Raw genomic sequence first — 22,074 nt, forward strand, 5'->3', positions numbered from 1 at the left:
CAGTGCAGCTCTAGAAGGAGCACTCTCGCTCGATCTCGCCGATTGCCGCCGTGATACCGCTCAGCGAATACTTATCGGTGGTCTTGGTGCCGCGGGACGAGGTGCCGGTCACGGTCAGGTTGGCGCCGGCCTTCATGGCCTCGACGACCTGGTCCTCACCGGCCCGGGTCTCGACATAAGCGCCTTCATCCTTGGTGTAGAAGCTGTAGTTCTTGCCGTCGATGTTGACGGTGACCTTGGCGCCGGGGCTGAACGGATAGCCCATCTTGATGCTGACTTCGTTCTTGATTCGGTCGGACGGATACCGACTGACGTAAATGTAGATCGGACCGCGCCGGACATCGCTCGGCTCAGACGAGAGCGGCTGCGATACCACGAAACAGGCCTTCGGGCTCGAGGCGGATACGTAAGCGGACCAATGATTGAAGTTCTTCAGAAGCTTGGCGTTCTGGGCAAAAGCAGGTGCGCAGCTGAAAGCCAATAGAAGGCATGCAGCACGAATAGCTCGGTGCATCTTTGGTTCCCCGACTCGGATGCTGACTGAAAGACATTCGGTTTCGGTTGGGAACAAGACCATATAGATTCGCCATGGGTTTGGCCAGATTTCTGACCGGGTTATAGGGCAGTTGCGCAGGCGGCGCGGTGAAGCACCGGCTCCCCCGAAAACGAATAGTCGGCGACGGGCGATCTCTCCCGAGCGCGGGTCTGACCAGGGGTGTCGCGATTGCTCTGTGTACGTCATAATTTGCAGAGATCCCTGGGCGATGGAGAGTTCAGGGATTGAGGATTTCAAATGGCGGCCGAGACGGGCCGGCGAAGCGCGGAGACATCTCGATCATGCGAGCGGCACAATTCAACGAGTTTGGCGGCATCGGCGCACTGCATGTTGAGGAGGTCGACGAGCCTGTCGCGAAGGAAGGCGAGGTTGTCGTCCGCGTGACCGCGGTCGGGCTGAACTTCTTCGATACGCTGATTCTGCGGGACAAGTACCAGATCACGCCACCGCTTCCCTTTTCGCCGGGAGCTGAGATCGCTGGCACCATCGACAGTCTGGGAGAGGGGGTCTCGGGGCTGGAGATCGGTCAGCGGGTGGTGGCGTTCATCGGCGGCAATGGCTGCCGGGAAAAGGTGGCGACGAAAGCGCGCAACGTGGTGCCGATCCCCGTTGGTGTCAGCGATGAGTTCGCCGCCGGACTTCTGGTCACTTACGGGACGGCGCTGCACGCCTTCAAGGACCGGGCGAAGCTGCAGCCGGGCGAGACGGTCGCCATCCTCGGTGCGTCGGGCGGCGCGGGACTTGCCGCCATCCATGTGGCCAAGCTGATGGGCGCGCAGGTGATCGCCGTGGCGTCTTCGGGAGAGAAGCTTGCCTATTGCCGCGAGCACGGCGCCGATATGGGGCTGAACTACAAGGAGAAGAGCCTGAAGTCAGGCTTGCGCGAGCTCACCAACAATCATGGCGTCGACGTGCTCTACGATTGCGTCGGCGGCGACAGCGCGGAGCCTGCCCTGCGGTCCATGGCCTGGGAAGGGCGTTATCTCGTCATCGGCTTTGCCGCGGGCGAGATTCCGAAGCTGCCGCTCAATCTCGTGCTGCTCAAGGGTTGCGCGATCATCGGCGTGTTTTGGACGTCTTTCATCGAGCGCTCGCCCGATGCCCATCGCGACAACACGCTGCAAACCCTGCAATGGGCCGAGGAGGGGAAGATCGCGCCGCATATTCAGGCGACGTTCCCGCTCGTGGAGACGGGCAAGGCGCTCTCGCTGATCGAGCAGCGCAAGGTGTCGGGCAAACTGATCGTCAGGCCCCAGGACTAGGTTTTTTAGAAGGTTTTGCGTTCCGGCGCGCTTAGGCGTCTTCCGTGTCGCTGTCGGGGAATTCCCGCTCCAAAGCGCGGGCGGCTGCCGCCCGATGTGCCGGGGTGATATGGGACGACACCAAGCTCAGCACGCCGGTGAGGAGCGCTGCGTCATCGGCGAAGCCGAGACCCAGAACGATGTCGGGCATGAGATCCATCGGCAGGATGAAATAGGCGATGACCGCCAGAAGCATGCCGCGGACGCGCAACGGCGTCTGGGAATCCAGCGCGCAGTAATACCCGGCCACCAGATCCTCCATGAAGGGGACCCGGCCTGCGACGCGCTTCAGCTTGCTCCAGAAGTCGCGGCGGACCTTCTCCTCGCGTTGGGCGACGCGTTCGGCAGTCAGCGCTTGGCCCATGGCCTCCTTGCGCAGAGACTCCGCATCGTCAAAGGCAGTCATACTTCATCCTCCAAACCGCTAAGGTGTTAGCGGATGCGCTAAATTTAGGGTTGCAGGGCCGCGACCGCAAGATGCCCGCGCGGTCGAGGGGTGTGCTTGCAAAGCATTGAGGCCCATGCAATTCAAACGGCCATGACCGAGGATCCGCGCCACAAGCTTCTCTTTATCTGTCTCGGGAATATCTGCCGTTCGCCCATGGCGGAGGGGGTATTCCGGCGCGTGATCGCGGAAGCTGGCGTGGCCGACCGCTTCGAGATCGATTCCGCGGGGCTTGGGGATTGGCATGTCGGCCAGGCGCCCGATACCCGCGCGCAATCGGCCGCCAAGGGGCGGGACATGGACATCTCCGGCCAGGCTGCGCGGCAGGTGGTGCTGGAGGATTTCGACCGGTTCGATCTGCTGCTTGCCATGGACCGCAACAATCTGGCGGAGCTCAAGGCACTCGCGCCGGAAGGGACTGAGGGGAAGATCCGGCAGTTCCTCGATTATGCGCCCCATCTGGAGGCCATCGACGTTCCGGACCCGTTCTTCGGTGGGGACGAAGGCTTCGACCATGCGCTCGATCTGATCGAAGCGGCGAGTGAAGGGCTGCTGGAGTCCCTGATCGGGGACGGCGCCTCGGAAGAAAAGACCGCCTCGAAGGACTGATCGCCGCTTGCGGCCGCCGGTCCGCTTCGCCTATCACCGGTCGCCCCGGAGCACCGCCTCCTTCACATCACTGGAAGGTCCGTTACCGGCTTCGGCACCGCCTGGAGATCCGCCTTCCGCGTAAGGAGGGTTCTCCAATGAGCATGATCGATCCAGATAGCATCGGTTTCGGACGCATCGCGGCGACCTTGCCCGTGCAGGACATGGCGCGGGCGCTCAGCTTCTATTGCGGCACGCTGGGCTTCACCAAGATCTTCGAGAACGGCGATCCGGTCGGCTTCGTCATTCTGAGGCGCGACGGGGCGGAGCTTCATCTGACTTTGCAGAAGGCGCACAAGCCGGCCACTTTTCCGGTGGCGCATCTGATGGTTCAGGACGCAAACGGTCTCGCGACGCTTTGCGAGGCGAGCGGTCTTCGAATCGTGAAGGGGGTGCGGGACAAAGAGTACGGCTTGCGCGCCTTCGTGTTCGAAGACACCGAAGGCAACCGCATCGATGTCGGTCAGCCGCTAAGGTCTGCTCATCCGGCGGAGTGATAGAGCGGCTGGTGCTCCAGCGGGTATTCGGCTTCCACCACATAAGGCCCGCCGCCGATCGAGGCGCGCGACGAGAACAGCACGAAGCGGTCGACCGTGAAAGGCTCGGAGAAGAAGCCGCCCTGGCTTTCCAGATAGCCCGCCACGGAGATGGGCTTGGTGCCTCTAAGGCGCGCGATGGTGACGTGCGGCGTGAAGTTGCGCGCCTCGGGTGGCAATCCGGCGAGGCGGGCGGCTCGTTCGTGGGCCCGCTGCAGATTCAGCAGGGGCTCCGACGGGCGGAGACTCGCCCAGAGGGCGCGGGGTTTCTTGCCGCCGAAGCTGCCGAGCCCGTCGAACTGAAGCTGAAAAGGCTCGATGTCGATATGGCCAAGATTGGCGGCGAAGTCGCGGGCTGTGCCGCCATCCACGTCGCCGATGAACCGTAAGGTGAGGTGATAATTCGCCGGATCGATCCAGCGCGCGCCGGTCAGGCCTGTGCGCAACAGGCTCATGCGGTAACCGATCGCTTCTGGGATTTCGATGCCGGAAAAGAGTCGCGGCATGGCAGCCTCATTTCGTCGCGTGGCGCGGCATGGCGAGGTGGGGCGACTAACACCGCCCGCTTCCATCCTCAGGCGAGTTTCGCGGCAGATCAAGCGCCGGCAGGCCGCAGGGACCGCCGAGACGCCGCTCGCCCACAGCAAATTTCTGGGCTGAGAGCCTCAATTTAGCCCCTGCCGTTAAGGAGTTTTTCGAATGGCAAGTGCGATAATTGGTGATTGGCGTACCACCTTTCTAAGAAAATTTTCGCAAAAGGCGGGTCTTAAGGTCGGGTACGGCCTCGGTCCGAACGGTGCTTCATAATGAGCAACGCCAATTACAACGCACTTCAGAGCTCCGCGGCCATCCCGCGGGAGCGGCGGGCGGCGGTGCGCTTCTTCGAGAGCTGGCCGGATCGCCTGCGCCGTTGGACGCTCGGCCTCGCCTACGCGCTGAAGGCGCAGCGGATCCGCCTGCTGCCGCGCATCTGGTTTATGAGCCTCGCCCAGCTTTTCAGGCCGGAAACCGAGTGGAACCAGCTGCCCGCCGCCCCGGGACATGACGACTGGCGCGGACTGGTCGGGATCAGCGACGATCTCTCGGTCGAGGCGCTGCTTGCGAACTACAAGCGCGGCTACTTCCCTTTCTGCCATATGGGTCCGATGAAATGGTGGTGTCCGGCGGAGCGCGCCGTGATCGACCCGGCGGAAACTCATGTCGGCAAGAATCTGCGCCGCCTCCTGCGGCAGGAGAAGTTCCACGTCACCATGGATAAGCGCTTTGCCGAGGTGATCGAGGCCTGCGCCAAGCCGCGGTCGGGCAAGGTACCGCTCACCTGGATCACGCCGCGGATCAAGAAGGCCTATTACGCGGCTCATGAGGCCGGCCATGCCCATTCGGTGGAGGTCTGGGACGAGGAGGGCAACCTCGTCGGCGGTCTCTACGGCCTGGCGGTAGGCAAGGTGTTCTTCGGCGAATCGCAATTCTCGCACGCCGATCATGCTTCGAAGGTCGCGCTGGTCGCCCTGCACCGCTATCTCGCCCAGCACGGCTTCAAGCTTCGGGACGCCAAATGGATGACGCCGCATCTGGCGAGCTTCGGCTTCCACGCCATCTCGCGGGACGAATTCCTCAAGGTTCTCCAGAAGGAGGCCAACAGGCCGAGCGAGCCCGGCAAGTGGCGGGCGGATCCGGATCTCGTGGCCGATGCGCCCAAGTCAGAGATCAAGTCCGACACGCCGGAAAAACAGAAATCGTCGCCTGAGATCACTGCATGACGATGGAGGGGCTCGCCTCATCCCGAATGCTGTCGCGCGTCGCGGCGCTGCTCGGCAAGACGAAGTCTCTGGTCACGGTCTCGTCCTTCGTATCGGTGGCGCGTATCGCTGGTGCGGCCGCCGGCTTCATCACCCAGGTTCTGCTCGCCCGGTATCTGCAGGCCAGCGCGCTCGGCGTCTTCTATTCCGTCGTCAGCCTGGTGGCCGTCGCAGGGCTGGTTGCGGCTTACGGCTATCCGGCTATCGCCCCCCGCTTCATCTCCCGCTACCGGGAGAAGGGACGTCCCGACCTGGTGCTCGCCTTCATCAACCGGGCGCGCCGGGAGGCGACGCTCTACGTGCTGATCGGCGCCGTCGGCATCGTCGCCTTCGGCCTGCTCTGGCCCGGTCTCGACGATGTGACGCGCATGGCGCTGATCGCCGCGGCCGCAGCCCTGCCGGCCAGCGCGTCCTTGCGGGTGAACGGCTCTTTCGCCGGATCCCTGCGCCGGTTCCTGCTGGCCTATCTGCCCGATACCGCCATCCGGCCGTTCCTGCTGTTCTTCGGGGTCCTGGCCTTCATCGCGCTGGGCATCCAGTTCGATGCGGCGGACGTGACTTGGCTGGTCGCGGGCATCACGACCGTCATCGCCTTCGCCCAATACGCGCTGGTTCAGCGGGACGTGCCGAAGCTGCCCGCCGCGCCGCCGCCGAAGCGCCTGGTGCGAATCTGGCGGCGGGAGGCGTTGCCCCTGATCATCGTGGTGATGTTCATCGAGTTCTTCGCCGACGTGGACATCCTGATGCTCACGCCCTTCGTCAGCCAGGCGGAGATCGGTATTTTCGGCGTTTGCCTGAAGATCGCGGTGCTGGTGGGCTTCGCGGTGCAGGTGGCGCAATACATCGTCCAGCCTGATCTGGCGGACGCCCATGCGCGCAAGAGCTACGCGCCCATCAAGAAGGCGATGTTGAAGGCTTTGGGCTTCCCGCTCGCGGCCACGCTCGGGGCCATGGTGGTGTTCGCTCTGTGGGGCAACAAGCTTCTGTTTCTGTTCGGGCCGGAATTCGCCGGCGCGAAGGTGCCGCTCCTGATCCTCATCGTCAGCCAGCTCGTGCGGGCACTGTTCGGACCGAACGTGGCGCTGCTCACCGTGCTCGGCGCGCAGACCCAGAACGCGATTCTGGCGACCTGCTCCATCGCCGTGCTGTTCCTGGGCAATATTCTGCTGGCGCCCGCCTACGGTGCGACGGGCGCTGCGATCTCCGTGGTGATCGCGATGACGTTCTGGATGGTCGGGACGTCGGTCCTGCTCTACCGGCTGAGCGGGCTAAGGACGGATGCGCTCTTCCTGCTGACCGGGGGCGCCCGGCAGTCCGAAGACGGTTGACGCAGCAACGGGCTTTGCGCCCAGCATCGCGGCGCCGTCCTCGACGGTCTCACCTTCGAAGAACGCGCCGAACATGAGCCACAACAGAAACGCGGTGATCGTCGCGATGGCGATCAGCGCGCCGACCTTTCCGAAATGCAAGGGCATTTGCTTCTCCTCCCCCAAGCTTCGATTTTTGTAGCCTCGATTTTTCCAGGCGTCGTTTTTATGACCGGAGAGGATACACAAGTCGGCCTTCATGGCTAGCTTTGACACAGACCGTATCGGCGGGCTTGATGGGCGCAAATCAGCGAAGAGAGGCGCATGCCTCCGGTCATCGAGGGGCGGGATCAGAGATGCAGACATGGTGGGAGCACTTTCGGGCGGCGGCGCACCGCCTCTACGCGAAGTCGCCGGGGATCGAGGCTGTCCCGCTGGCGCTGGTTTTTACTATTGCTGCCGGCGTCTGGGTCTTCATCGAGATCGCCGACGAGGTGATCGAGGGCGAAAGCCGTGCCTTTGACGAATGGCTGATGCTCTCCTTGCGCAGTCCGGGCGACAATGCCAATCCGCTAGGCCCGGCCTGGCTGGAGGAGACGGCGCGGGATGTGACCGCGATGGGATCGACCTTCGCGCTGGTGTTCATTTCCCTGGTGGTGTTCTTCTGGCTCGTGATGACCAAGCGGCCCCATGCGGCCTTGCTGCTCTCCATCGCGCTGATCGGCGGCGCGCTGCTCAACAACGCGCTGAAGTTCCTGTTCGACAGGCCGCGGCCGGATCTCGTGGCCCATGGCACGGAAGTCTTCACCCTCAGCTTCCCGAGCAGCCACGCCATGCTGTCCGCCACCATCTACCTGACGCTCGGCGTGATGGTGATGCGCTACAGCTCCGCGCTCCGGCTCAAGGTCTATGCCATGAGCGTGGCGGTGCTGCTCGCCGTGATGGTGGGGGTCAGCCGGGTCTATCTCGGCGTCCACTGGCCGACGGATGTCATCGCGGGCTGGGCTGTCGGTGCGGTGTGGGCCAGCGCCTGCTGGCTGTTCATTCTGTGGCTGCAGCGGCGCGGGCAGGTGGAGAAGTCACCGGTGACTCCCCTCGAGCCGGCGCCAGACTCGTGAGCGCGGCACTGACGTCGTAGAGGTCTGCCGCCAGATCGTCGTCCTCCGCCTTGGGCGAGCGCCGGGCATGTTCACCCGTAAAATAGATATAGCTGCCAGACGAGCCGAAGATCCCCGGACGGTCGATGAGCTCGGCAAGCATAGCCGACGACCTGTCTGCGGAGCTCATGTCCTTCATGACTCCCGAGAAGAGGGGGAGCACGCGCTGCAGAAACCAGAGCAGCACGGCGGGCGCTTCGCGGCCTAGCCGCGTATCGGGCATGAAGCCGGGATCGAACGTATAGAAGCCGCGACCGGGGTGGCGGCGGGCCATTTCCCGGACGAACAGCATGTTGCAGAGCTTGGACGTCGCGTAGCGGTCCAAACCCTGTTGCCGCGGGGAGTCACCGTCTTCGCCGATCTTGCCGTAAGCGACGGCTCGCGCTGACGGGAAAAGCGCGCCGCGGAAACCGAACCGCCGCGGCATGGGCTCGCTTTCGTCGTGGGTGCCGCTGCCGGTCGTGGTGACGACGGCATCGGGCGCGAGATTTGGCAGCAGCTCCTGCACCAGCAGGAAGTGGCCGAGATGGTTGGTGGCGAAGGTCAGCTCGAAACCGTCTTCGCTCATGCGGTTCCCGGCCATCTGGAGACCGGCATTACAGACGATGGAGTTCAGTTGCTGGGAGCCCTGCCGGTCCTTGAGCTGGGACGCGAAGTCCCGCACCGAACCAAGCTTAGAAAGATCGAGCTCAAGAATGGTGAGGCGATCCGGGCCGGCGAGGCTCCGGAGCTCATTGGCGCTTTGCGGGTTCCTTGCCCCGACATAGACGTGGCCCGCGCCCTGCATCAGCAGACGGTCCACGAGACGCAATCCGATTCCGGAGGTGGCTCCGGTCACCAAATGCAGGCCATCGGCGATCATGACTATCCCTCTCGATTGCACACAGTACAGTCGATGTATAGTCCGAACTTCGTATATTCAAGATGGGAGGCCGGCGACCTTGCCGATCAGGGCGACGAAGGCGTCGCGCTCGTCCGCGTCCAGGCGGGAGAGCATCTCCTCGCACTGGCCTTCCTGCTCGGCGAGAAGGGCCGCGGCGGTTCTTTCCCCTTCTTCGGTGGGAGCGAGCTTGATGATCCGCCGGTTCTCTTCCGTCCGCGACCGGCTGATCAGGCCGCGCTTGCTCAGGCGCTCCAGAATTGTGGAGGCCGTGGTCGGCACGACGCCCAAGAAGCAGGCCACGTCGCTCGCGATGCAGCCGGGATTTCGGGTGATGTAGAGCAGCGCGTGCATGTCGGACGGATTCAGCTTTGAAATTTCGCAGCTGCCGGGCCTCTCCGCAATCTTATAGGCGCGGGTGAGGGCGTCGACCGCCGCGCGTACGGCTTCGATTTGGGATTTTCGAATCTTCGTCACGGCTCGGACATTACGGGATACGGAGTTTGGGTGGAAGGAGGCTTATGTGTGCGCCCCTTGCTAGATCGCCGATTCTTCCTTCTCTGAAGTGTCTTCTGTGCTCGGCGCGAACCATTTGTAGAGCGCCGGGATCACCAGGAGCGTGAGGATGGTTGAGGTGACGAGGCCGCCGACTACCACGGTGGCGAGCGGTTTCTGGACCTCACTGCCCGCGCCGGTCGCGTAGAGCAGCGGAATCAGGCCCAGCGCGGTTGTCGCCGCGGTCATGAGCACGGGTCGCACGCGCAGGCACGCGCCCTGGATCGAGGCCTCGTCGACATCCAGGCCGTCGGCGACCAGACGGTTCAGATAGGTGACGAGCACCATGCCGTTCTCCAGGGCAATGCCGAACAAGGCGATGAAGCCGACGGACGCGGGTACCGAGAGGTTTTGTCCTGTCATCAGCAGGCCGAGAATGCCGCCGACCAGGGCCAGCGGGATGTTCAGCATGATGAGGCCTGCGCTCTTGAGCGAACCGAAATTGACGAAGAGCAGCAGCATGATGAGCCCCAAGGTGACCGGCACGACGATGGCGAGCCGCTGGTTCGCCTCTTGCTGCAACTCGAACTGGCCGCCCCAATTGACGAGATAGCCGGGCGGCAGATCGACCTCCTCAGCAATTCGCTCCTCGCCCTCGGCGACGAAGCTGCCGATGTCGCGGCCGCGCACATTGGCCTGGACGGTGATGAAGCGCTGGCTATCCTCCCGGGTGATCTGGCGGGGGCCGACGATGGAGTCGATTTCCGTCACCTGATCGAGAGAGACGAGCGGTCCCGCCGGCGTCTGGAGCACGATGCGTCGGATGGCTTCCTCCGTGTCGCGCCTGTCTTCCGGATAGCGCAGCAGAATATCGAAGCGGCGGACGCCTTCCAGAATCTGGCCGGCCGCCGAGCCGCCCACGGCCGTGGAGACGACTTCCTGAACGTCGTCGACATTGAGGCCATAGCGGGCGACCGCCTCCCGGTCGATGCGAATGCGAAGCTGGGGCGTGCCGATGACCTGATCCATCTGCACGTCGGCGGCGCCTTCCATGTCAGAGACGACACCACGCACTTCGCTTGCGATGCGGCGTAGCTCCTCGGAGTCCGGTCCGAAGATCTTCACCGCAAGCTCCGCCTTGGTGCCGGTCAGGAGTTCGTCGGTGGCCGCCGCGATGGGCTGAGTGAAGTTGAACTGAACGCCGGGGAAGTCCTCGAAGGCTTCCGCCATCTTGGCGATCAGATCGTCGTAGGCGATGTCCTCCGGCCATTCGCTCTCCGGCTTCAGGCCGACGAAGCTTTCTGCGTTGTTCACCGGATCGGCATGGGCGCCGACCTCGCCGCGTCCGACACGGCTGACGATCCGCTCCACTTGCGGAAATTCCTTCATCAGGCGCCGTTCGAAACGGGTCGTGGTCTCCTTGGCTTCGTCGAGGGAGATTGAGGGGGCCATGGTGAGGCGCACCAGGAGATCGCCTTCCTTCAGGGCTGGGGTGAACTCCGAGCCCAGCATGGGGAAGGCCAGGGCGCCGATGACGACCAGCACGGCGGCGAGACCGGCCGCCAGCCAGCGGGCCTTCACGAGGAAAGCGACCATGGGCCGGTAGAGGGCGATGAGGGCGCGCAGGATTCCCGCCTCTTCGATGCTGCCGCCACTGCTCCGCCGGCGCATGATGATCTCAGACAGGGCCGGCGCGATGAGAAGCGCGAAGATCAGCGAGCCCAGCATGGCGAGCGACACGGTCAGAGCCAGGGGCCGGAAGGTCTTGCCCTCGACGCCCTGGAGCATGAAGAGGGGCAGGAAGACGATGATGATGATCGCGATGGCGAAGAGCACGGGCCGCAGCACCTCGGCGCAGGCCCTTGCGACCAGCTCGCGGCGGGAGCCCTTGGTGTCTGGATCGTGGATGACCCGGTCGACATTCTCCACGATGACGATGGCCGCATCGACCATCATGCCGATGGCGATGGCCAGGCCACCGAGAGACATGAGGTTCGCCGAGATGCCGAGAAGCTGCATCATGATGAAGGCGAAGCCGATGGAGAACGGGATCGAGAGCGCCACCACAATGCTGGGGCGGATGCCACCCATGAAGGCGAAGATGACCAGCGCCACGAGGGCGATGCCTTGGAGCAGCGCGTTGGTGACCGTTCCGACCGCCTGGCCGACGAGCGCCGACTGATCGTAATAGGGGACGATCTTCACGCCTTCTGGGAGCGCAGTCTGGATCTTTGCAAGCTCGGTCTTCACCCGCTCGATCACGGACGACGTGTTGGTGCCGATCAGTTTCAGCACGAGGCCGGCGACCACCTCGCCCTTGCCGTCATGGGTGGCGAGACCTTGGCGCACCTCGCCTCCGATCATCACCTCGGCGATGTCCCGCAAGTAAACGGGCGTGCCGTCCACGGTCTTGACGACGATATTTTCCAGATCGGCGATGTCCTCAGCCAGGCCGATCGAGCGGACAACGTATTGCTCGGAATTCTGGACGATGAATTGGGCGCCGACATTGGCGTTGTTGGCTTCGACGATGTCGAGCACGTCGGCGATGGTGAGGTCGTAGCGGAGCAGGGCTTGGGGCTCGATCACTACCTGGAACTGCTTCACGTAGCCGCCGAGGGAAAGCACCTCGGTGACGCCGTGCACGGTTTGAAGATTGAACTTCACCACCCAGTCCTGGAGCTCTCGCAGCTCCTCCAGACTGTAGGTGCCGGTCTCGTCCTTCAGATAATAGAAGAGGATCTGGCCGAGGCCGGTGGTGATGGGCCCCATCTCCGGCTCGCCGAACCCTTGTGGGATCTCTTCCGCGGCGACCTGCAGCCGTTCGTTCACGAGCTGGCGGGCGAAATAGATATCCGTGCCGTCCTCGAAATAGACGTTCACCACGGAGAGCCCGAAATTGGAGGTCGAGCGTACTTCGGCGAGGTCGGGCAGGCCGTTCATGGCCACCTCGACGGGGTAGGTGACGTAGCGCTCGACGTCTTCCGGGGCGAGGCCTTCGGTTTCGGTGAAGACCTGGACCAGGGTTGGCGTTACGTCGGGGAAGGCGTCGACGGGGAGCGAGCGATAGGCGAAGGCGCCGGCGACGATCACGCCGATCCCGAGCACGAGCAGGATCAGGCGCTGGGCTAGGATGGTCTCGATGAAACGGTTCATGTCGCGATTCTCCCCGGCCTAATGGTGATGGCCGCCGAAGCTGCCCTTGGACATCTCGGCTTTCAGGGTGAAGGCGCCTTGGGTGACGATCCTCTCGCCGGGCTTCAGGCCGTCTGTGATGACGATGTCGTTCTCGCCTTTCGGACCCAAGGTCACGGGGCGGGGCTCGAAGCCATCATCCGTCTCGACGAAGACGGCCGGCTTGTCCTCTACAGTCTGGACGGCGATGCGGGGGACCTTCACGGCATCGCCGGAATCCACCGTTACCCGTGCGGTGAGGAACATGCCCGGGCGCAAGCGGCCGCCCGCCGGATCGGCGATGATGCGGGCGATGGCCGTGCGGGTGCCTTCCTCGATCTGGGGCGTGACGAAGGCGATGGTCTCTTGGGCGATCACGTTGCCGCGATCGTCGAGGATCTCCACGGTCTGACCCTTCTCGATGCGGTCGAGATCGCCGGGGAAGACGCTGAGATCGATCCAAAGGGTGGAGAGGTCCGCCACGACGAAGGCCTGCTGCTCCGCGTCTATGAATTCGCCGAGCGTGATGTGCCGCTTCACCACGTGGCCGTCGAAGGGCGCGGTGAGCCGGTAGGTGGTCAGCACCGTCTCCTTCTCGTTGCGGATATTGTCGAGCTGACCCGCGCTGATCCCGAGCGCGTACAGCTTCTGTTCGGTGCCGCGCCGCGCGATGCGGGCCTCTGCCAGGGCCGACTTGGCATCGAGATAGGTGCGCTCCGAGGTGATCTTCTTGTCCCAGAGCTGCTGCTCGCGGGCGTATTTCGTCTCCTCAAGGTTCTCCCGCTCAAGGGTGGCGAGAAAATCGGACTTGGCATCGGCGAGCTCGCGGCTATCGAGTACCGCGAGAAGGTCGCCCTCCTTCACGTCGTCGCCTTCGGTGGCGTTCACCTCCGTTGCAATGCCGGAGACGCGCGGCACCACATGAGCCAGGCGGTCACCGTTGTAGTGAACCTCGGCGGGCAGAGTGAAGCTGTCGGTGACGGCGCCGGTCTGGGCCTGCGCGACCTCGATGCCGAATTCCTCGCGCTGCTCTTCCGTCAGGTGGATCGGGCCATGCTCTTCGTGGCCGTGCCCCTCGTGGCCTTCATTGTCCGCGTGGCCTTCGTGTCCGGCTTCTTCCTCGCCGTGATCATGACCTTCGTGATCAGGCTCTTCGGCGCCATGGTCATGCTCCTCGTGGCCAGTCTCCTCGGCTCCGTGATCATGACCCTCATGGGCAGAGTCTTCGGCGTGGGAGCCGTCTTCCTCGGCTCCGAGATCGCCGCAGGCGGCGAGGCTCAGTGTGAGAGCGAGGACAGCGAACAGCGCGACAAGCGCGGACGCGGGATGAGCGATTCGGGCCGGGTGCACCGGCTTTTTCTTGAGATGCATCGTTGAGAGCCTTGTTCCGTCGAAAGATGCGCGTGCGCAAAGGGCCGGGCTTCAGAAGAAGTCCGGCGGGCGGAACAGGCTCTAGGTGCGAAGAACGACGGTCTTCAGAAACGTCAGATGCGGTGAAGGCGGTGCGGTCGCCGGCGGCGGTGGCGCGGCAAGCGTCTTGGCGCGGGCCGGCACGCTGCTGAGGACCGGGGTGGGCAGGGTGCCCTTGGCCGGAGCATTCAGCTTCGTCATCGCCTTGGTGGCGGCTGCGCCCGGCGGGGAGGTCAGATCGAGACAGGGCACGCCGTGGTCCTGACCGTGAACGGCCAGGGTGACGCCCCGATGGACTGAGTGGTCGTGATGGACCGCTTCGGCGTCATGGCAGGAAACGAGATGAGCCGCCTCCACGGCCACATGGCCATCCGCGCCGATGCAGATCACGGCGTTGGCGCTCACGGGTGCAAGGCTGAGCCAGGTCAGGAAGGCCAGCAGGAGCCGGAAGCCGATATGGAAGCTGCGATGCATCATCTGTGTCCCTTAGAGCGCAGAATGGGGCACGCGATCAAGTGCGGCGCGCAGACGTGGTTGCAGTTGGATTTCACCGCAGCCATGCGTTTCAGAAGGCCGGCCGCGCTCCCATATATTTTTCAGGGGTATTTTTGAGATGAGGAAACGAAATGGCTGAAAAGACTATTACGCGCGACCAGCTTGCGGAGCTCCTGAACGAGGATCTTGCGCGCGAGTATCAGGCGATCATCGCCTATGTGGTCTATTCCCAGGTCATCCAGGGTGCGGAGTATATGAGCATCGCGGCGCAGCTCGAGCAGCACGCTCATGAGGAGCTGCAGCACGCGCTGACGATTTCGCGGCAGATCGACTATCTCGGTCATACGCCGACGGTGAAGGCGAAGCCGGTCAAGGTCTCCGAGGATGCGCGGGAGATGCTGCGCTTCGACCTCGAAAACGAGAACGAGACCGTGCGCAACTACCGGCGCCGCGTCCGCCAATGCGAGGCGTTGAACGAGTTCGCCATGGCCGAGCAGATCCGGGAGATCCTGGTCCAGGAGCAGGACCATCAGATCGATCTTGCCACGGCGCTCGGCGAGGACGTGCCGGATGTCGGAACGGCGGACGCGTAACGCTCGCCAGGCCTGACGGCCTTCTGATCTGCGCTTTGGCGCGCCCTTTCCCGCGGCCGGATGAGGACGTATTGTCCGGTCCGCTGCGGGGAGGTCTGAGACTGCGAGGGGGCAGGTGGGTATGGCCGAACTATTCCGGAAAATCAGGTGGCGGGAGGCCGCGGCGAATATCGCCCAGGATGCGGTGGCGGGAATCGTCCGCTTTCCCATTCCGGTGGCGCTGTGCGTGGCGATGTTTCTGCTGGCGCGTTCCGACCTGGAGGCGGGGATGTATTTCCGCCTCTTCGCGATCTGGGTCTGCGGCTCGCTGCTTTTCATCTCGCTGCAATTGAACCGCGAACGCCAGGGCTGGGGCGCGCTCACCGTCTACGTTCTAGGGCCCGTGCTGTTCGTCGCCGTCGCTGCGATATTCTTGGCGTCGTGGCTCCCGTCGATTCCCTACGACTTTCTCGCCAGCGGGTTGTTCCTTCTGGGGTTTGCTGCGCCCTATCTGCGCAAGGAGCAGCAAGGCACCGCCTTCTGGACCTACGCTGCCAAGCTTGCCCTGAATGGCGTGCTATCGGCGATTGGTGCGACGATCCTGTTTCTCGGTGGCTGTGCGATTATCTACAGCATCAAATACCTGTTCGGGGTGGATCTGAACGCAATCAGGGTCGTCAAATTCATTGGCGAAGCGAGTCTCTATCTGGTCTTTCCGATCGCCGTGCTTGCCGGCATCCCGAGCGATTTCAACCAGACTGCGGACCGCTATCCGAAGAGCCTGAGGCTGATCGCAGATTATGCGGTGATCCCGCTGCTCGCGATCTACACCGTGATCCTCTACGCCTATATGGCGAAGATCGCCCTGGCCGGCGAGTTGCCGGAAGGGGGCGTTGCCTATCTCGTCGTGGGCTACGCCGTGGCGGGGGTCCTCACCTATCTATTGGTCTATCCGCTTGAGAGCGGGCTCGCTGCGCTGTTTCGCCGGGTCTTCTTCCCTCTTCTCATCTTGCCGCTCATTCTGCTGGCCATCGCGATCGGCGTGCGGATCGAGGAATACGGGCTCACCGAACACCGCTATGCCTTGCTGCTCTGTCTGGTCTGGCTGACGATCTCGGTTGGGCTGGCGGTCCTGCTCGATCGCATGCGGGCGCCGGCGCTCATCGTGTGGACGCTTGCGCTGCTGCTGATCGGCGCTTCAGCGGGGCCGTGGAGCGCTGTCGGCATTTCGACCTGGAGCCAAGTCGGGCGGCTCGAAGCGGTGCTGAAGCACAGCGGCGTTCTGGTGAACGGGAAAATGACGCAGCCGTCGAAAGAACCGAGCCGGGCTGACCGGGTTGCCGTGAGCGGTATCGTCGACTACCTCGCAGGCACCAATAAGCTGCACGAGATCGGACCTTGGATCGGCGATCCGGAGCATCCCGGGCTGCCCCCGGAGTCCTTCGATATGACCGCGAAGACGGCGGTCGAGCGGATGGGGTTCGATTATGTGCAGGCTTACGAGCGCGTTACGGACGCGCCGCGGCGGTTCTCTTTCGGAACCGACCGGGGCGCCATTGTGCAGAAAGTCACCGAGGTCGCCGGGTATGATTATCTGATCGCTCTTTCGCTTTCTCCTGATGAGAAGCGCGCACAATCGCTCGAAGAGAGGTTCGCGCTCAAGGCGGGCGAGGCCGAGACGGACGAGCTCGTCGCGAAATACGATCCGGATGCTCTTTCCATGGAGATCGCGGTCCCTTCGAAAAAAGAAAGGGTTCGGTTCGATCTTGCGCCGCTTATCGAGCGTTTTGCCGATACCGCGCGGTCGATCCAGCCCGATGAGCTCACCATGGAAGAGAGTGATGGGCCGCTTCGCGTGCGTCTCGAGCTTCGGCGCATACATGGCTCGGTTTCGCCAGAGGGCGACCGGCCCAAGATCAAGTATTTCTACGGAAAGCTTCTGATCGCATTGGAATAAGCTTTCGGAAAACCAAAAGGCCGGATCGGCGTTCTCCCTCGGGGGCTCACCAGAGTCGAAGGAGGTTACCGATGCAGACCACCTGGAAACCCCATACCAAGCATGGCGAGCTGACGAAGCAGTCGGATCTGCCCGATAGCGTTTTTGCCTTTCCCGACGAGCGCAAGGAGCCGCTGACCGATGCCGACCATGTGCGCAACGCGCTGGCCCGTTTCGATCAGGTCGAGGGCGTCTCCGACAAGGAGCGCGATCTCGCCTTCGCCAATATCAAGAAGGCGGCGGAGCATTACGGCGTCGATGTCGAGGAAAAGAGCTGGCACGAGCTGGGCCGGAAGCCGCATTAGCGCTGGCCGATGAAGGGCTAGACCTACGTGCCCAGCTGTCGTCTCGGCCCAGGCTCTAGCCCTTGTTTTCTTTCTTCTTGGTCACGGTCTCGCCCTTGGCGCCCTTCCGGACCACCAGGTCGCGGTCGGCGTCGAAGACGTCGTCCATCATGAACTCGGTCGGCCGTTCGGCTTCGGAGCGGTAGGTGCCTGCTTTCGCGCCGTAGCGCAGGATGCCGAGCTTCGCGAGAAGGTCGAGTATCTTCATGCTGTCCGCGCCCGGCCACCCATTGTCCCGGGGGCCTTTCTCTTGGTTGGTCATCGACGGGAAGGCTGCTCGCTGGGCCTCCGCACCCAAGTATTGCGTTCTCGCTTGCGGGTAGCAAGAAAGGCATGGCCTCGCGCCAAGGTGCGGCGGTAAGACTGAACCGGTCAACGCGACGCAGGGGAGGACAGCATGGCGGACACGGCATTCGACGATCGCTTCGACTGGGTGAAGGCGCTGGCCTTGCGAGCATCGGCCTTCGCCATGGGCTTCACCTTCGTCTCCGCGGCCTGGCGGCGTTTCTACAATGCGCCGGCGAAGCTGGACATCACGAGCCCCCACGACGTCGCCAACAAGCTGGTGCATGCCGCACCGGGCTCGCCCATCGAGGGCGTGATCCATTGGCTGCTTGAACGGCCGCAGCTTACCGAGGCGGCCACCTATCTGATGACCATCGGTGAGCTGTTGGCGGGGCTCGGGCTGGTGTTCGGCTTCATCACCCGAGGCGCAGCGGTCGGTGCGGCGCTCCTCAACGTGGCGCTGATGCTGATCTTCGGCTGGCAGGGTTATGAGTGCCTGGACGAGTGGACCATGGCGGCGCTCGGCTTCGCCATCTCGGTCAGCGTCATGCTCTACGGGCCCGGCGTCTGGTCCCTCGACGGGCTTGTGGGCATCGACCCGTTCGGACGGCTCTTCACGCGCCCCGTCGCCATCGTTCTCACGCTTGTCTCCGTCGTCTTCACGGTGGGCTTCTACCAGTACTATTTCGGCATCGACGAGCTTCACCGGCGGACCAGCGTCAGCCAATATTCCATCGTCGCCGAGCCGGGGCCTGAGCCCGGTGTCGCCACGCTCTATGTGAATGCGGGCGGCTCGTCGGGCGGGGCTTACGTCCGCTCCATCGCCTTCAAGCTGGAGAACGGCGAGACCATCGAGCAGGCGGGCGACGAGGTCGATGTGGAGAAGAGCTATTTCGAGCCCTGGGCCGCGTCGGGCAAGCAGATGGACGGCGTTCTCGTGCTGAAGCTCGGCTCGAAGACCGATATCCGCATCCCGAAGGGCGCCACCTCGGCCACCATCGATCTGATCGGCAACAAGGATCAGACGGTGAAATTTGAACCGCCGGCCAGCCCTCTGGAGGAATAGGCAAGGAAGGCGCAGCTTCCGCCATTTCGCATTTCGGTCGTGTCCCCAAATCTCTCGTCAGGATCCATTCCTGAACGGGAGATTTCGGACATGACCGACGGAAACAACGAACTTCAGAAGATTGCCATCGTCACCGGTGGCAGCCGAGGGCTCGGCCGCAACACCGCCATCAACCTGGCGGAGCGCGGCGTCGACCTCATCCTCACCTACCACGAGAACAAGAACGAGGCCGACAAGGTCGTCGCGGAGATCGAGAGGCTGGGTCGCAAAGCGGCCGCCTTCCAGCTCGATATGGGCGATACGTCCGCCTTCGACGGCTTCGTGGCGCATGTGAAGGAGACGCTCTCCGCCTGGGGCCGCGAACGGTTCGACTACCTGGTGAACAATGCCGGGATCGGGCTGCATGCGTCCTTCGCCGAAACGAGTGAGGAAGATTTCGACCTGCTCTACCGGATTCATCTGAAGGGGCCGTATTTCCTGACCCAGACGCTGCTGCCGCTGCTGGCCGATGGCGGGCGGATCGTGAACCTGTCGAGCGGTCTGGCGCGCTTCTCGCTTCCCGGCATGTCAGCCTATGCGTCGATGAAGGGCGCGGTGGAAGTTTTGACCCGCTATCTCGCAAAAGAGTTGGGAGATCGCGGCATCGCCGTGAACACGGTCGCGCCCGGCGCCATCGAGACCGATTTCAGCGGTGGCGTGGTGCGCGACAATCAGGAAATGAACGAGCGCGTGGCCTCCATGACCGCCATGGGCCGCGCCGGCCTGCCCGACGATATCGGACCCATGATCGCCGATTTGCTCACGGGCGGAAACCGCTGGGTCACGGGACAGCGGATCGAGGTGTCCGGCGGCATGTTTGTGTAGAAATCCATGAAAATGGCGGCGGGTCAGGAGCCCGCCGCCATTTTTGTTTGCGCGAGGAAAGCCGGTTTAGGCCTTACGGTCGTCCTAGGCGGCGATCACGCGGACTCCTTGACCATCTCCAGGAGAAGATGGGCCGCCTCTGCCGAAGAAGCCGGATTTTGTCCGGTGATCAGCAGTCCGTCGCGAACGGTATAGGAGCTCCAGTCCTCTCCCTTCGAGAATGACCCGCCGTTCTCCTTCAGCATGTCCTCAACGAGGAAGGGCACGATTTCGGTGAGCTCCACGGCCTCTTCTTCGGTGTTGGAGAAGCCCGTCACCGACTTGCCGGCGACCAGCGGCTTTCCGTCCGCTCCCTTGACGTGGCGCAGGGCGCCCGGGGCGTGGCAGACCAGCGCAACGGGCGTTTCGGATGCGAGCGCCGTCTCGATCAGTGAGATGGAGTTCTTATCCTCGGCAAGATCCCACAGGGGACCATGACCGCCGGGATAAAACACCGCGTTGAAATCCCCGACCGAGACCTCCGAGAGCCTGACCGTCGAGGCAAGCGCTGCTTGTGCGTCCTTATCGGAGTCGAAGCGGCGCGTGTCGTCGGTTTGGAAATCGGGCTCGTGGCTTTTCGGATCGAGCGGAGGCTGACCGCCCTTCGGCGAGGCGAGCACAACCTCCACGCCAGCGTCCTTGAAGACGTAATAAGGCGCAGCAAACTCCTCGAGCCAAAAGCCGGTCTTCTTCCCGGTGTCGCCAAGCTCCTCATGTGACGTCAGAATCATCAGGATCTTCATTGGTTCGTCCTTTCTCTCTCTCTCTCTTCAGTTTTCGGTGTCCCAAGCCTGTCTCGCTCCATCGGAGCGTTGCTTAGTGGGTGGTGACGTCCGGCCCCATGGAAGAAGTAGACCGGTCGTCTAGATTAGGATGGACAAAGTGCGCAGTGTTGCCAGGAATCATTGGCCTTCCGATTCTATTTTTCGAGTTTCAAGCTGCGCCGGGTCGCAATCATCGCCGTCTTCAGCGGTGCGTCGTTGCGCGTGATCTTGGATAGCAAGCTGGCACCGAGCCAGGTCTGATAAAGCGTTTCGGCCAGAAGCTGGGAGTCGGCGACAGGGGCGAGGGAGCCATCGGCCACGGCCGCGTCAATGGCCCGGGCAAGCCTCTCGACAATGCTCTTCGTGCCACTCAAGAGAACGAGACGCATGGCATCCGAGAGGTCTGCGACTTCCGCAGAGAGCTTGACCACAAGGCATTTGCTTGCCGTGTCCTCGGCCCTTTGGGTTTCCAGCCATTTGTCCCAATAGCTCATCAGGTGCGCCGCACCGTCCATGCCTGGCTGGCTGAACCTCTCTTCCATTTCGATCAGGTAGTCCTTGAAATACCGTTCCAGCAACGCCGTGCCGAAGGCCTCCTTCGATGGGAAATAATGGTAGAAGGAACCCTTCGGTACGCCCGCCTTGGCCAGGATTTCGTTCAGCCCGACGGCCGAAAAGCCTTTTGCGCTCATCACGGCCTGAGCGGTGTCCAGTATTTCATTGCGCGCGTCAGTGCTGTGGGAGGTTGCTGCCATGGAGACTATATAGGGTGAAATAGACCAGTCGTCTAGTAGGGAATCCAGATTGGCATCCGATCTCTCTCGTTCTCGGCTCTCGCTCTCGCCTCTCTCCGCGCTTGTGTCCTCCTAGGCAGCATCCCACGATTGTGCGGATGACAGACCGAACCCGCGCAGGATTTGCTGACGAAATCGATCGGACCCATGCTCGCCGACCTTCTGACCGGCGGAAACCGGTGGGTCACGGGACAGCGGATCGAGGTGTCCGGCGGCATGTTCGTGTAAGGGCCGGAAGCGCCCCTGCGCTCAACTGTCGCTAGGCTTTGCCACGGTCTCTCACAGTTCCTATCTCTCAATTGTTGCGGTGCAACATAGTGCGCCTAACATATTGAGAGAGCGGCCTGAATTTGGGCCAAAAAGCCAATGGCTATCGTTCAAACAAGATTCCATCCCGCGGTCCCCGCGGCGGCACCTGTCGAAGCGCCGATCTCGCTTCGGGAGCGGCTTGCCCGCCGCGAGGTCACGCTGAGGGCCGCGGACGGGCAGGCTTACGTCGTGCGTCCCATCCGGCCGACGGATGCGGCGTCCCTGATGCGGGGCTACGACGCCCTGGAAAACATGTCCAAGTGGTTCCGGATGCAGCATGCGCTGCCCCATCTGTCGCCGGCCATGGCGCTAGATTTCTGCACGCCCGATCCGGCGCGTGATATCTGCCTCGTCGTCGAGGGCAAGGGCGCGCTCGCCGGCGAGATTCTCGGTGGCGCGCGGATTGCCGGTCAGGCCGATAGCCGCACGGCGGAGTTCTCCGTCTCGCTCCGGCCGGAGGCGCGGCATCTGGATCTTGCGCGTCAGGCGCTGGAGACGGTCTTCGCCGCTGGTCGCGAAATGGGATACGTGCGGGTCTATGCCACGATCCACGTCGACAACACGCCAATGAAGACTCTCGCGCGACGGCTGAAATGCCGGTTGCGGCGCGATCCCGAAGACGGTGCGCTGATGATCGCGGAGCGCAATCTCTAGTCGCAGGTAGGCATTCCTCCCTCACCCGATTTTTCGCAGGAATCGGACAATTTTCTCCTCTAATGTCACGCGGATGTTAACGCTTGGGGCCTTAAGCTCGCCCGCAGTGTTGACCTGAACCGGCCAGTGATCGGTGCCTTCGAAGAGAACGGCGCGGCGCTGGCCTCTTGCGATTGACAGTGGG

24 protein-coding genes and 1 pseudogene are annotated in these 22,074 nt (G+C 63.1%); 13 read left to right on the forward strand and 12 right to left on the reverse strand.

The genetic code is table 11. The features are described 5' to 3' along the window. Nucleotides 1-10: 10 nt before the first annotated feature. The gene (locus ACFQ2F_RS01845) at nucleotides 11-481 is read right to left on the reverse strand and encodes an invasion associated locus B family protein (protein WP_379084853.1); all 471 of its coding nucleotides are present in this window, start codon (nucleotides 479-481) and stop codon (nucleotides 11-13) included. A 356-nt stretch (nucleotides 482-837) separates the two neighbouring features. Between ACFQ2F_RS01845 and ACFQ2F_RS01850 the strand changes: the two genes are divergently transcribed. Beyond that, nucleotides 838-1,818, forward strand: a complete 981-nt coding sequence (locus ACFQ2F_RS01850; RefSeq protein WP_379084856.1) for an NADPH:quinone oxidoreductase family protein — start codon at nucleotides 838-840, stop codon at nucleotides 1,816-1,818. 31 nt (nucleotides 1,819-1,849) lie between these two features. Here ACFQ2F_RS01850 and ACFQ2F_RS01855 read toward each other — a convergent pair whose 3' ends face one another. Beyond that, nucleotides 1,850-2,263: a YkvA family protein gene (locus ACFQ2F_RS01855; RefSeq protein ID WP_379084863.1), complete on the reverse strand. Its 414-nt coding sequence runs from the start codon at nucleotides 2,261-2,263 to the stop codon at nucleotides 1,850-1,852. Nucleotides 2,264-2,359: 96 nt separating this feature from the next. Between ACFQ2F_RS01855 and ACFQ2F_RS01860 the strand changes: the two genes are divergently transcribed. Beyond that, nucleotides 2,360-2,911, forward strand: a complete 552-nt coding sequence (locus ACFQ2F_RS01860) for a low molecular weight protein-tyrosine-phosphatase (RefSeq protein WP_379084866.1) — start codon at nucleotides 2,360-2,362, stop codon at nucleotides 2,909-2,911. Nucleotides 2,912-3,048: 137 nt separating this feature from the next. Further along, nucleotides 3,049-3,447 carry a VOC family protein gene (locus ACFQ2F_RS01865; protein WP_379084869.1) on the forward strand — a complete coding sequence of 133 codons (399 nt, stop codon included), beginning with the start codon at nucleotides 3,049-3,051 and terminating at the stop codon, nucleotides 3,445-3,447. Here ACFQ2F_RS01865 and thpR read toward each other — a convergent pair. Then, nucleotides 3,432-3,992, reverse strand: a complete 561-nt coding sequence (gene thpR / locus ACFQ2F_RS01870) for an RNA 2',3'-cyclic phosphodiesterase (RefSeq protein ID WP_379084872.1) — start codon at nucleotides 3,990-3,992, stop codon at nucleotides 3,432-3,434. The two genes, ACFQ2F_RS01865 and thpR, sit on opposite strands and share 16 nt — an antisense overlap. A gap of 300 nt (nucleotides 3,993-4,292) precedes the next feature. Here thpR and aat point away from each other — a divergent pair, with 300 nt between their 5' ends. Both aat and ACFQ2F_RS01880 read left to right on the forward strand, forming a co-directional pair. Continuing rightward, nucleotides 4,293-5,246 (forward strand): leucyl/phenylalanyl-tRNA--protein transferase, encoded by a 954-nt coding sequence (gene aat, locus ACFQ2F_RS01875; RefSeq protein ID WP_379084875.1) that lies wholly within the window; start codon nucleotides 4,293-4,295, stop codon nucleotides 5,244-5,246. Beyond that, nucleotides 5,243-6,613 (forward strand): oligosaccharide flippase family protein, encoded by a 1,371-nt coding sequence (locus ACFQ2F_RS01880; protein ID WP_379084878.1) that lies wholly within the window; start codon nucleotides 5,243-5,245, stop codon nucleotides 6,611-6,613. Before aat ends, ACFQ2F_RS01880 begins: the two co-directional genes overlap by 4 nt. Here the strand turns inward: ACFQ2F_RS01880 and ACFQ2F_RS01885 are convergent. Next, nucleotides 6,554-6,853, reverse strand: coding sequence for a hypothetical protein (locus tag ACFQ2F_RS01885; RefSeq protein WP_379084881.1), 300 nt, complete (start codon nucleotides 6,851-6,853; stop codon nucleotides 6,554-6,556). The genes ACFQ2F_RS01880 and ACFQ2F_RS01885 overlap by 60 nt on opposite strands. Before the next feature lie 95 nt (nucleotides 6,854-6,948). On the opposite strand from ACFQ2F_RS01885, the gene ACFQ2F_RS01890 reads away from it, so the two are divergent. Further along, nucleotides 6,949-7,710 (forward strand): phosphatase PAP2 family protein, encoded by a 762-nt coding sequence (locus tag ACFQ2F_RS01890; RefSeq protein WP_379084884.1) that lies wholly within the window; start codon nucleotides 6,949-6,951, stop codon nucleotides 7,708-7,710. Here ACFQ2F_RS01890 and ACFQ2F_RS01895 read toward each other — a convergent pair. The 5 genes from ACFQ2F_RS01895 to ACFQ2F_RS01915 all read right to left on the reverse strand — a co-directional run bounded on the left by ACFQ2F_RS01895 (nucleotide 7,634) and on the right by ACFQ2F_RS01915 (nucleotide 14,185). Next, nucleotides 7,634-8,611 (reverse strand): SDR family NAD(P)-dependent oxidoreductase, encoded by a 978-nt coding sequence (locus ACFQ2F_RS01895; protein ID WP_379084887.1) that lies wholly within the window; start codon nucleotides 8,609-8,611, stop codon nucleotides 7,634-7,636. The genes ACFQ2F_RS01890 and ACFQ2F_RS01895 overlap by 77 nt on opposite strands. A 57-nt stretch (nucleotides 8,612-8,668) precedes the next feature. Continuing rightward, entirely contained in the window at nucleotides 8,669-9,106 is a 438-nt protein-coding gene (locus ACFQ2F_RS01900) for a MarR family winged helix-turn-helix transcriptional regulator (protein WP_379084890.1), read from the reverse strand. 60 nt (nucleotides 9,107-9,166) lie between these two features. Then, nucleotides 9,167-12,280, reverse strand: a complete 3,114-nt coding sequence (locus ACFQ2F_RS01905; protein ID WP_379084893.1) for an efflux RND transporter permease subunit — start codon at nucleotides 12,278-12,280, stop codon at nucleotides 9,167-9,169. An 18-nt stretch (nucleotides 12,281-12,298) separates the two neighbouring features. Then, nucleotides 12,299-13,669, reverse strand: coding sequence for an efflux RND transporter periplasmic adaptor subunit (locus tag ACFQ2F_RS01910; RefSeq protein WP_379084896.1), 1,371 nt, complete (start codon nucleotides 13,667-13,669; stop codon nucleotides 12,299-12,301). Between the two features lie 81 nt (nucleotides 13,670-13,750). Beyond that, nucleotides 13,751-14,185 carry a hypothetical protein gene (locus ACFQ2F_RS01915; RefSeq protein WP_379084899.1) on the reverse strand — a complete coding sequence of 145 codons (435 nt, stop codon included), beginning with the start codon at nucleotides 14,183-14,185 and terminating at the stop codon, nucleotides 13,751-13,753. Between the two features lie 149 nt (nucleotides 14,186-14,334). Between ACFQ2F_RS01915 and ACFQ2F_RS01920 the strand changes: the two genes are divergently transcribed. From ACFQ2F_RS01920 to ACFQ2F_RS01930, 3 genes are all read left to right on the forward strand, one after another. Next, the gene (locus ACFQ2F_RS01920) at nucleotides 14,335-14,796 is read left to right on the forward strand and encodes a ferritin-like domain-containing protein (protein ID WP_379084902.1); all 462 of its coding nucleotides are present in this window, start codon (nucleotides 14,335-14,337) and stop codon (nucleotides 14,794-14,796) included. Nucleotides 14,797-14,917: 121 nt separating this feature from the next. Then, nucleotides 14,918-16,732 (forward strand): DUF4153 domain-containing protein, encoded by a 1,815-nt coding sequence (locus tag ACFQ2F_RS01925; protein WP_379084905.1) that lies wholly within the window; start codon nucleotides 14,918-14,920, stop codon nucleotides 16,730-16,732. Nucleotides 16,733-16,803: 71 nt separating this feature from the next. Continuing rightward, a complete protein-coding gene (locus ACFQ2F_RS01930; RefSeq protein WP_379084908.1) occupies nucleotides 16,804-17,076 on the forward strand; it encodes a DUF6582 domain-containing protein in 273 nt (90 codons plus the stop codon). Nucleotides 17,077-17,131: 55 nt separating this feature from the next. Here ACFQ2F_RS01930 and ACFQ2F_RS01935 read toward each other — a convergent pair whose 3' ends face one another. After that, nucleotides 17,132-17,377, reverse strand: a complete 246-nt coding sequence (locus ACFQ2F_RS01935) for a hypothetical protein (protein WP_379084911.1) — start codon at nucleotides 17,375-17,377, stop codon at nucleotides 17,132-17,134. A gap of 135 nt (nucleotides 17,378-17,512) precedes the next feature. On the opposite strand from ACFQ2F_RS01935, the gene ACFQ2F_RS01940 reads away from it, so the two are divergent. Further along, a complete protein-coding gene (locus ACFQ2F_RS01940; protein ID WP_379084914.1) occupies nucleotides 17,513-18,466 on the forward strand; it encodes a TQO small subunit DoxD in 954 nt (317 codons plus the stop codon). A 90-nt stretch (nucleotides 18,467-18,556) separates the two neighbouring features. Continuing rightward, the gene (locus ACFQ2F_RS01945; RefSeq protein WP_379084917.1) at nucleotides 18,557-19,330 is read left to right on the forward strand and encodes an SDR family NAD(P)-dependent oxidoreductase; all 774 of its coding nucleotides are present in this window, start codon (nucleotides 18,557-18,559) and stop codon (nucleotides 19,328-19,330) included. A 95-nt stretch (nucleotides 19,331-19,425) separates the two neighbouring features. Here the strand turns inward: ACFQ2F_RS01945 and ACFQ2F_RS01950 are convergent, their stop codons facing one another. Together ACFQ2F_RS01950 and ACFQ2F_RS01955 are read right to left on the reverse strand one after the other, a co-directional pair. Further along, nucleotides 19,426-20,112, reverse strand: a complete 687-nt coding sequence (locus ACFQ2F_RS01950) for a type 1 glutamine amidotransferase domain-containing protein (RefSeq protein ID WP_379084920.1) — start codon at nucleotides 20,110-20,112, stop codon at nucleotides 19,426-19,428. Nucleotides 20,113-20,288: 176 nt separating this feature from the next. Then, complete coding sequence (locus ACFQ2F_RS01955; RefSeq protein ID WP_379084922.1) at nucleotides 20,289-20,888, reverse strand: TetR/AcrR family transcriptional regulator; 600 nt, start codon at nucleotides 20,886-20,888, stop codon at nucleotides 20,289-20,291. 165 nt (nucleotides 20,889-21,053) lie between these two features. Between ACFQ2F_RS01955 and ACFQ2F_RS01960 the strand changes: the two are divergent. Next, a pseudogene (locus ACFQ2F_RS01960) lies at nucleotides 21,054-21,155 on the forward strand (3-oxoacyl-ACP reductase); the annotation flags it as partial. A gap of 138 nt (nucleotides 21,156-21,293) precedes the next feature. After that, nucleotides 21,294-21,890: a GNAT family N-acetyltransferase gene (locus tag ACFQ2F_RS01965; RefSeq protein ID WP_379084925.1), complete on the forward strand. Its 597-nt coding sequence runs from the start codon at nucleotides 21,294-21,296 to the stop codon at nucleotides 21,888-21,890. The last annotated feature ends 184 nt before the right edge of the window (nucleotides 21,891-22,074 follow it).

Origin of the sequence: Methyloligella solikamskensis (genome assembly GCF_042676065.1) — a bacterium.
GTDB lineage: Bacteria > Pseudomonadota > Alphaproteobacteria > Rhizobiales > Methyloligellaceae > Methyloligella > Methyloligella solikamskensis.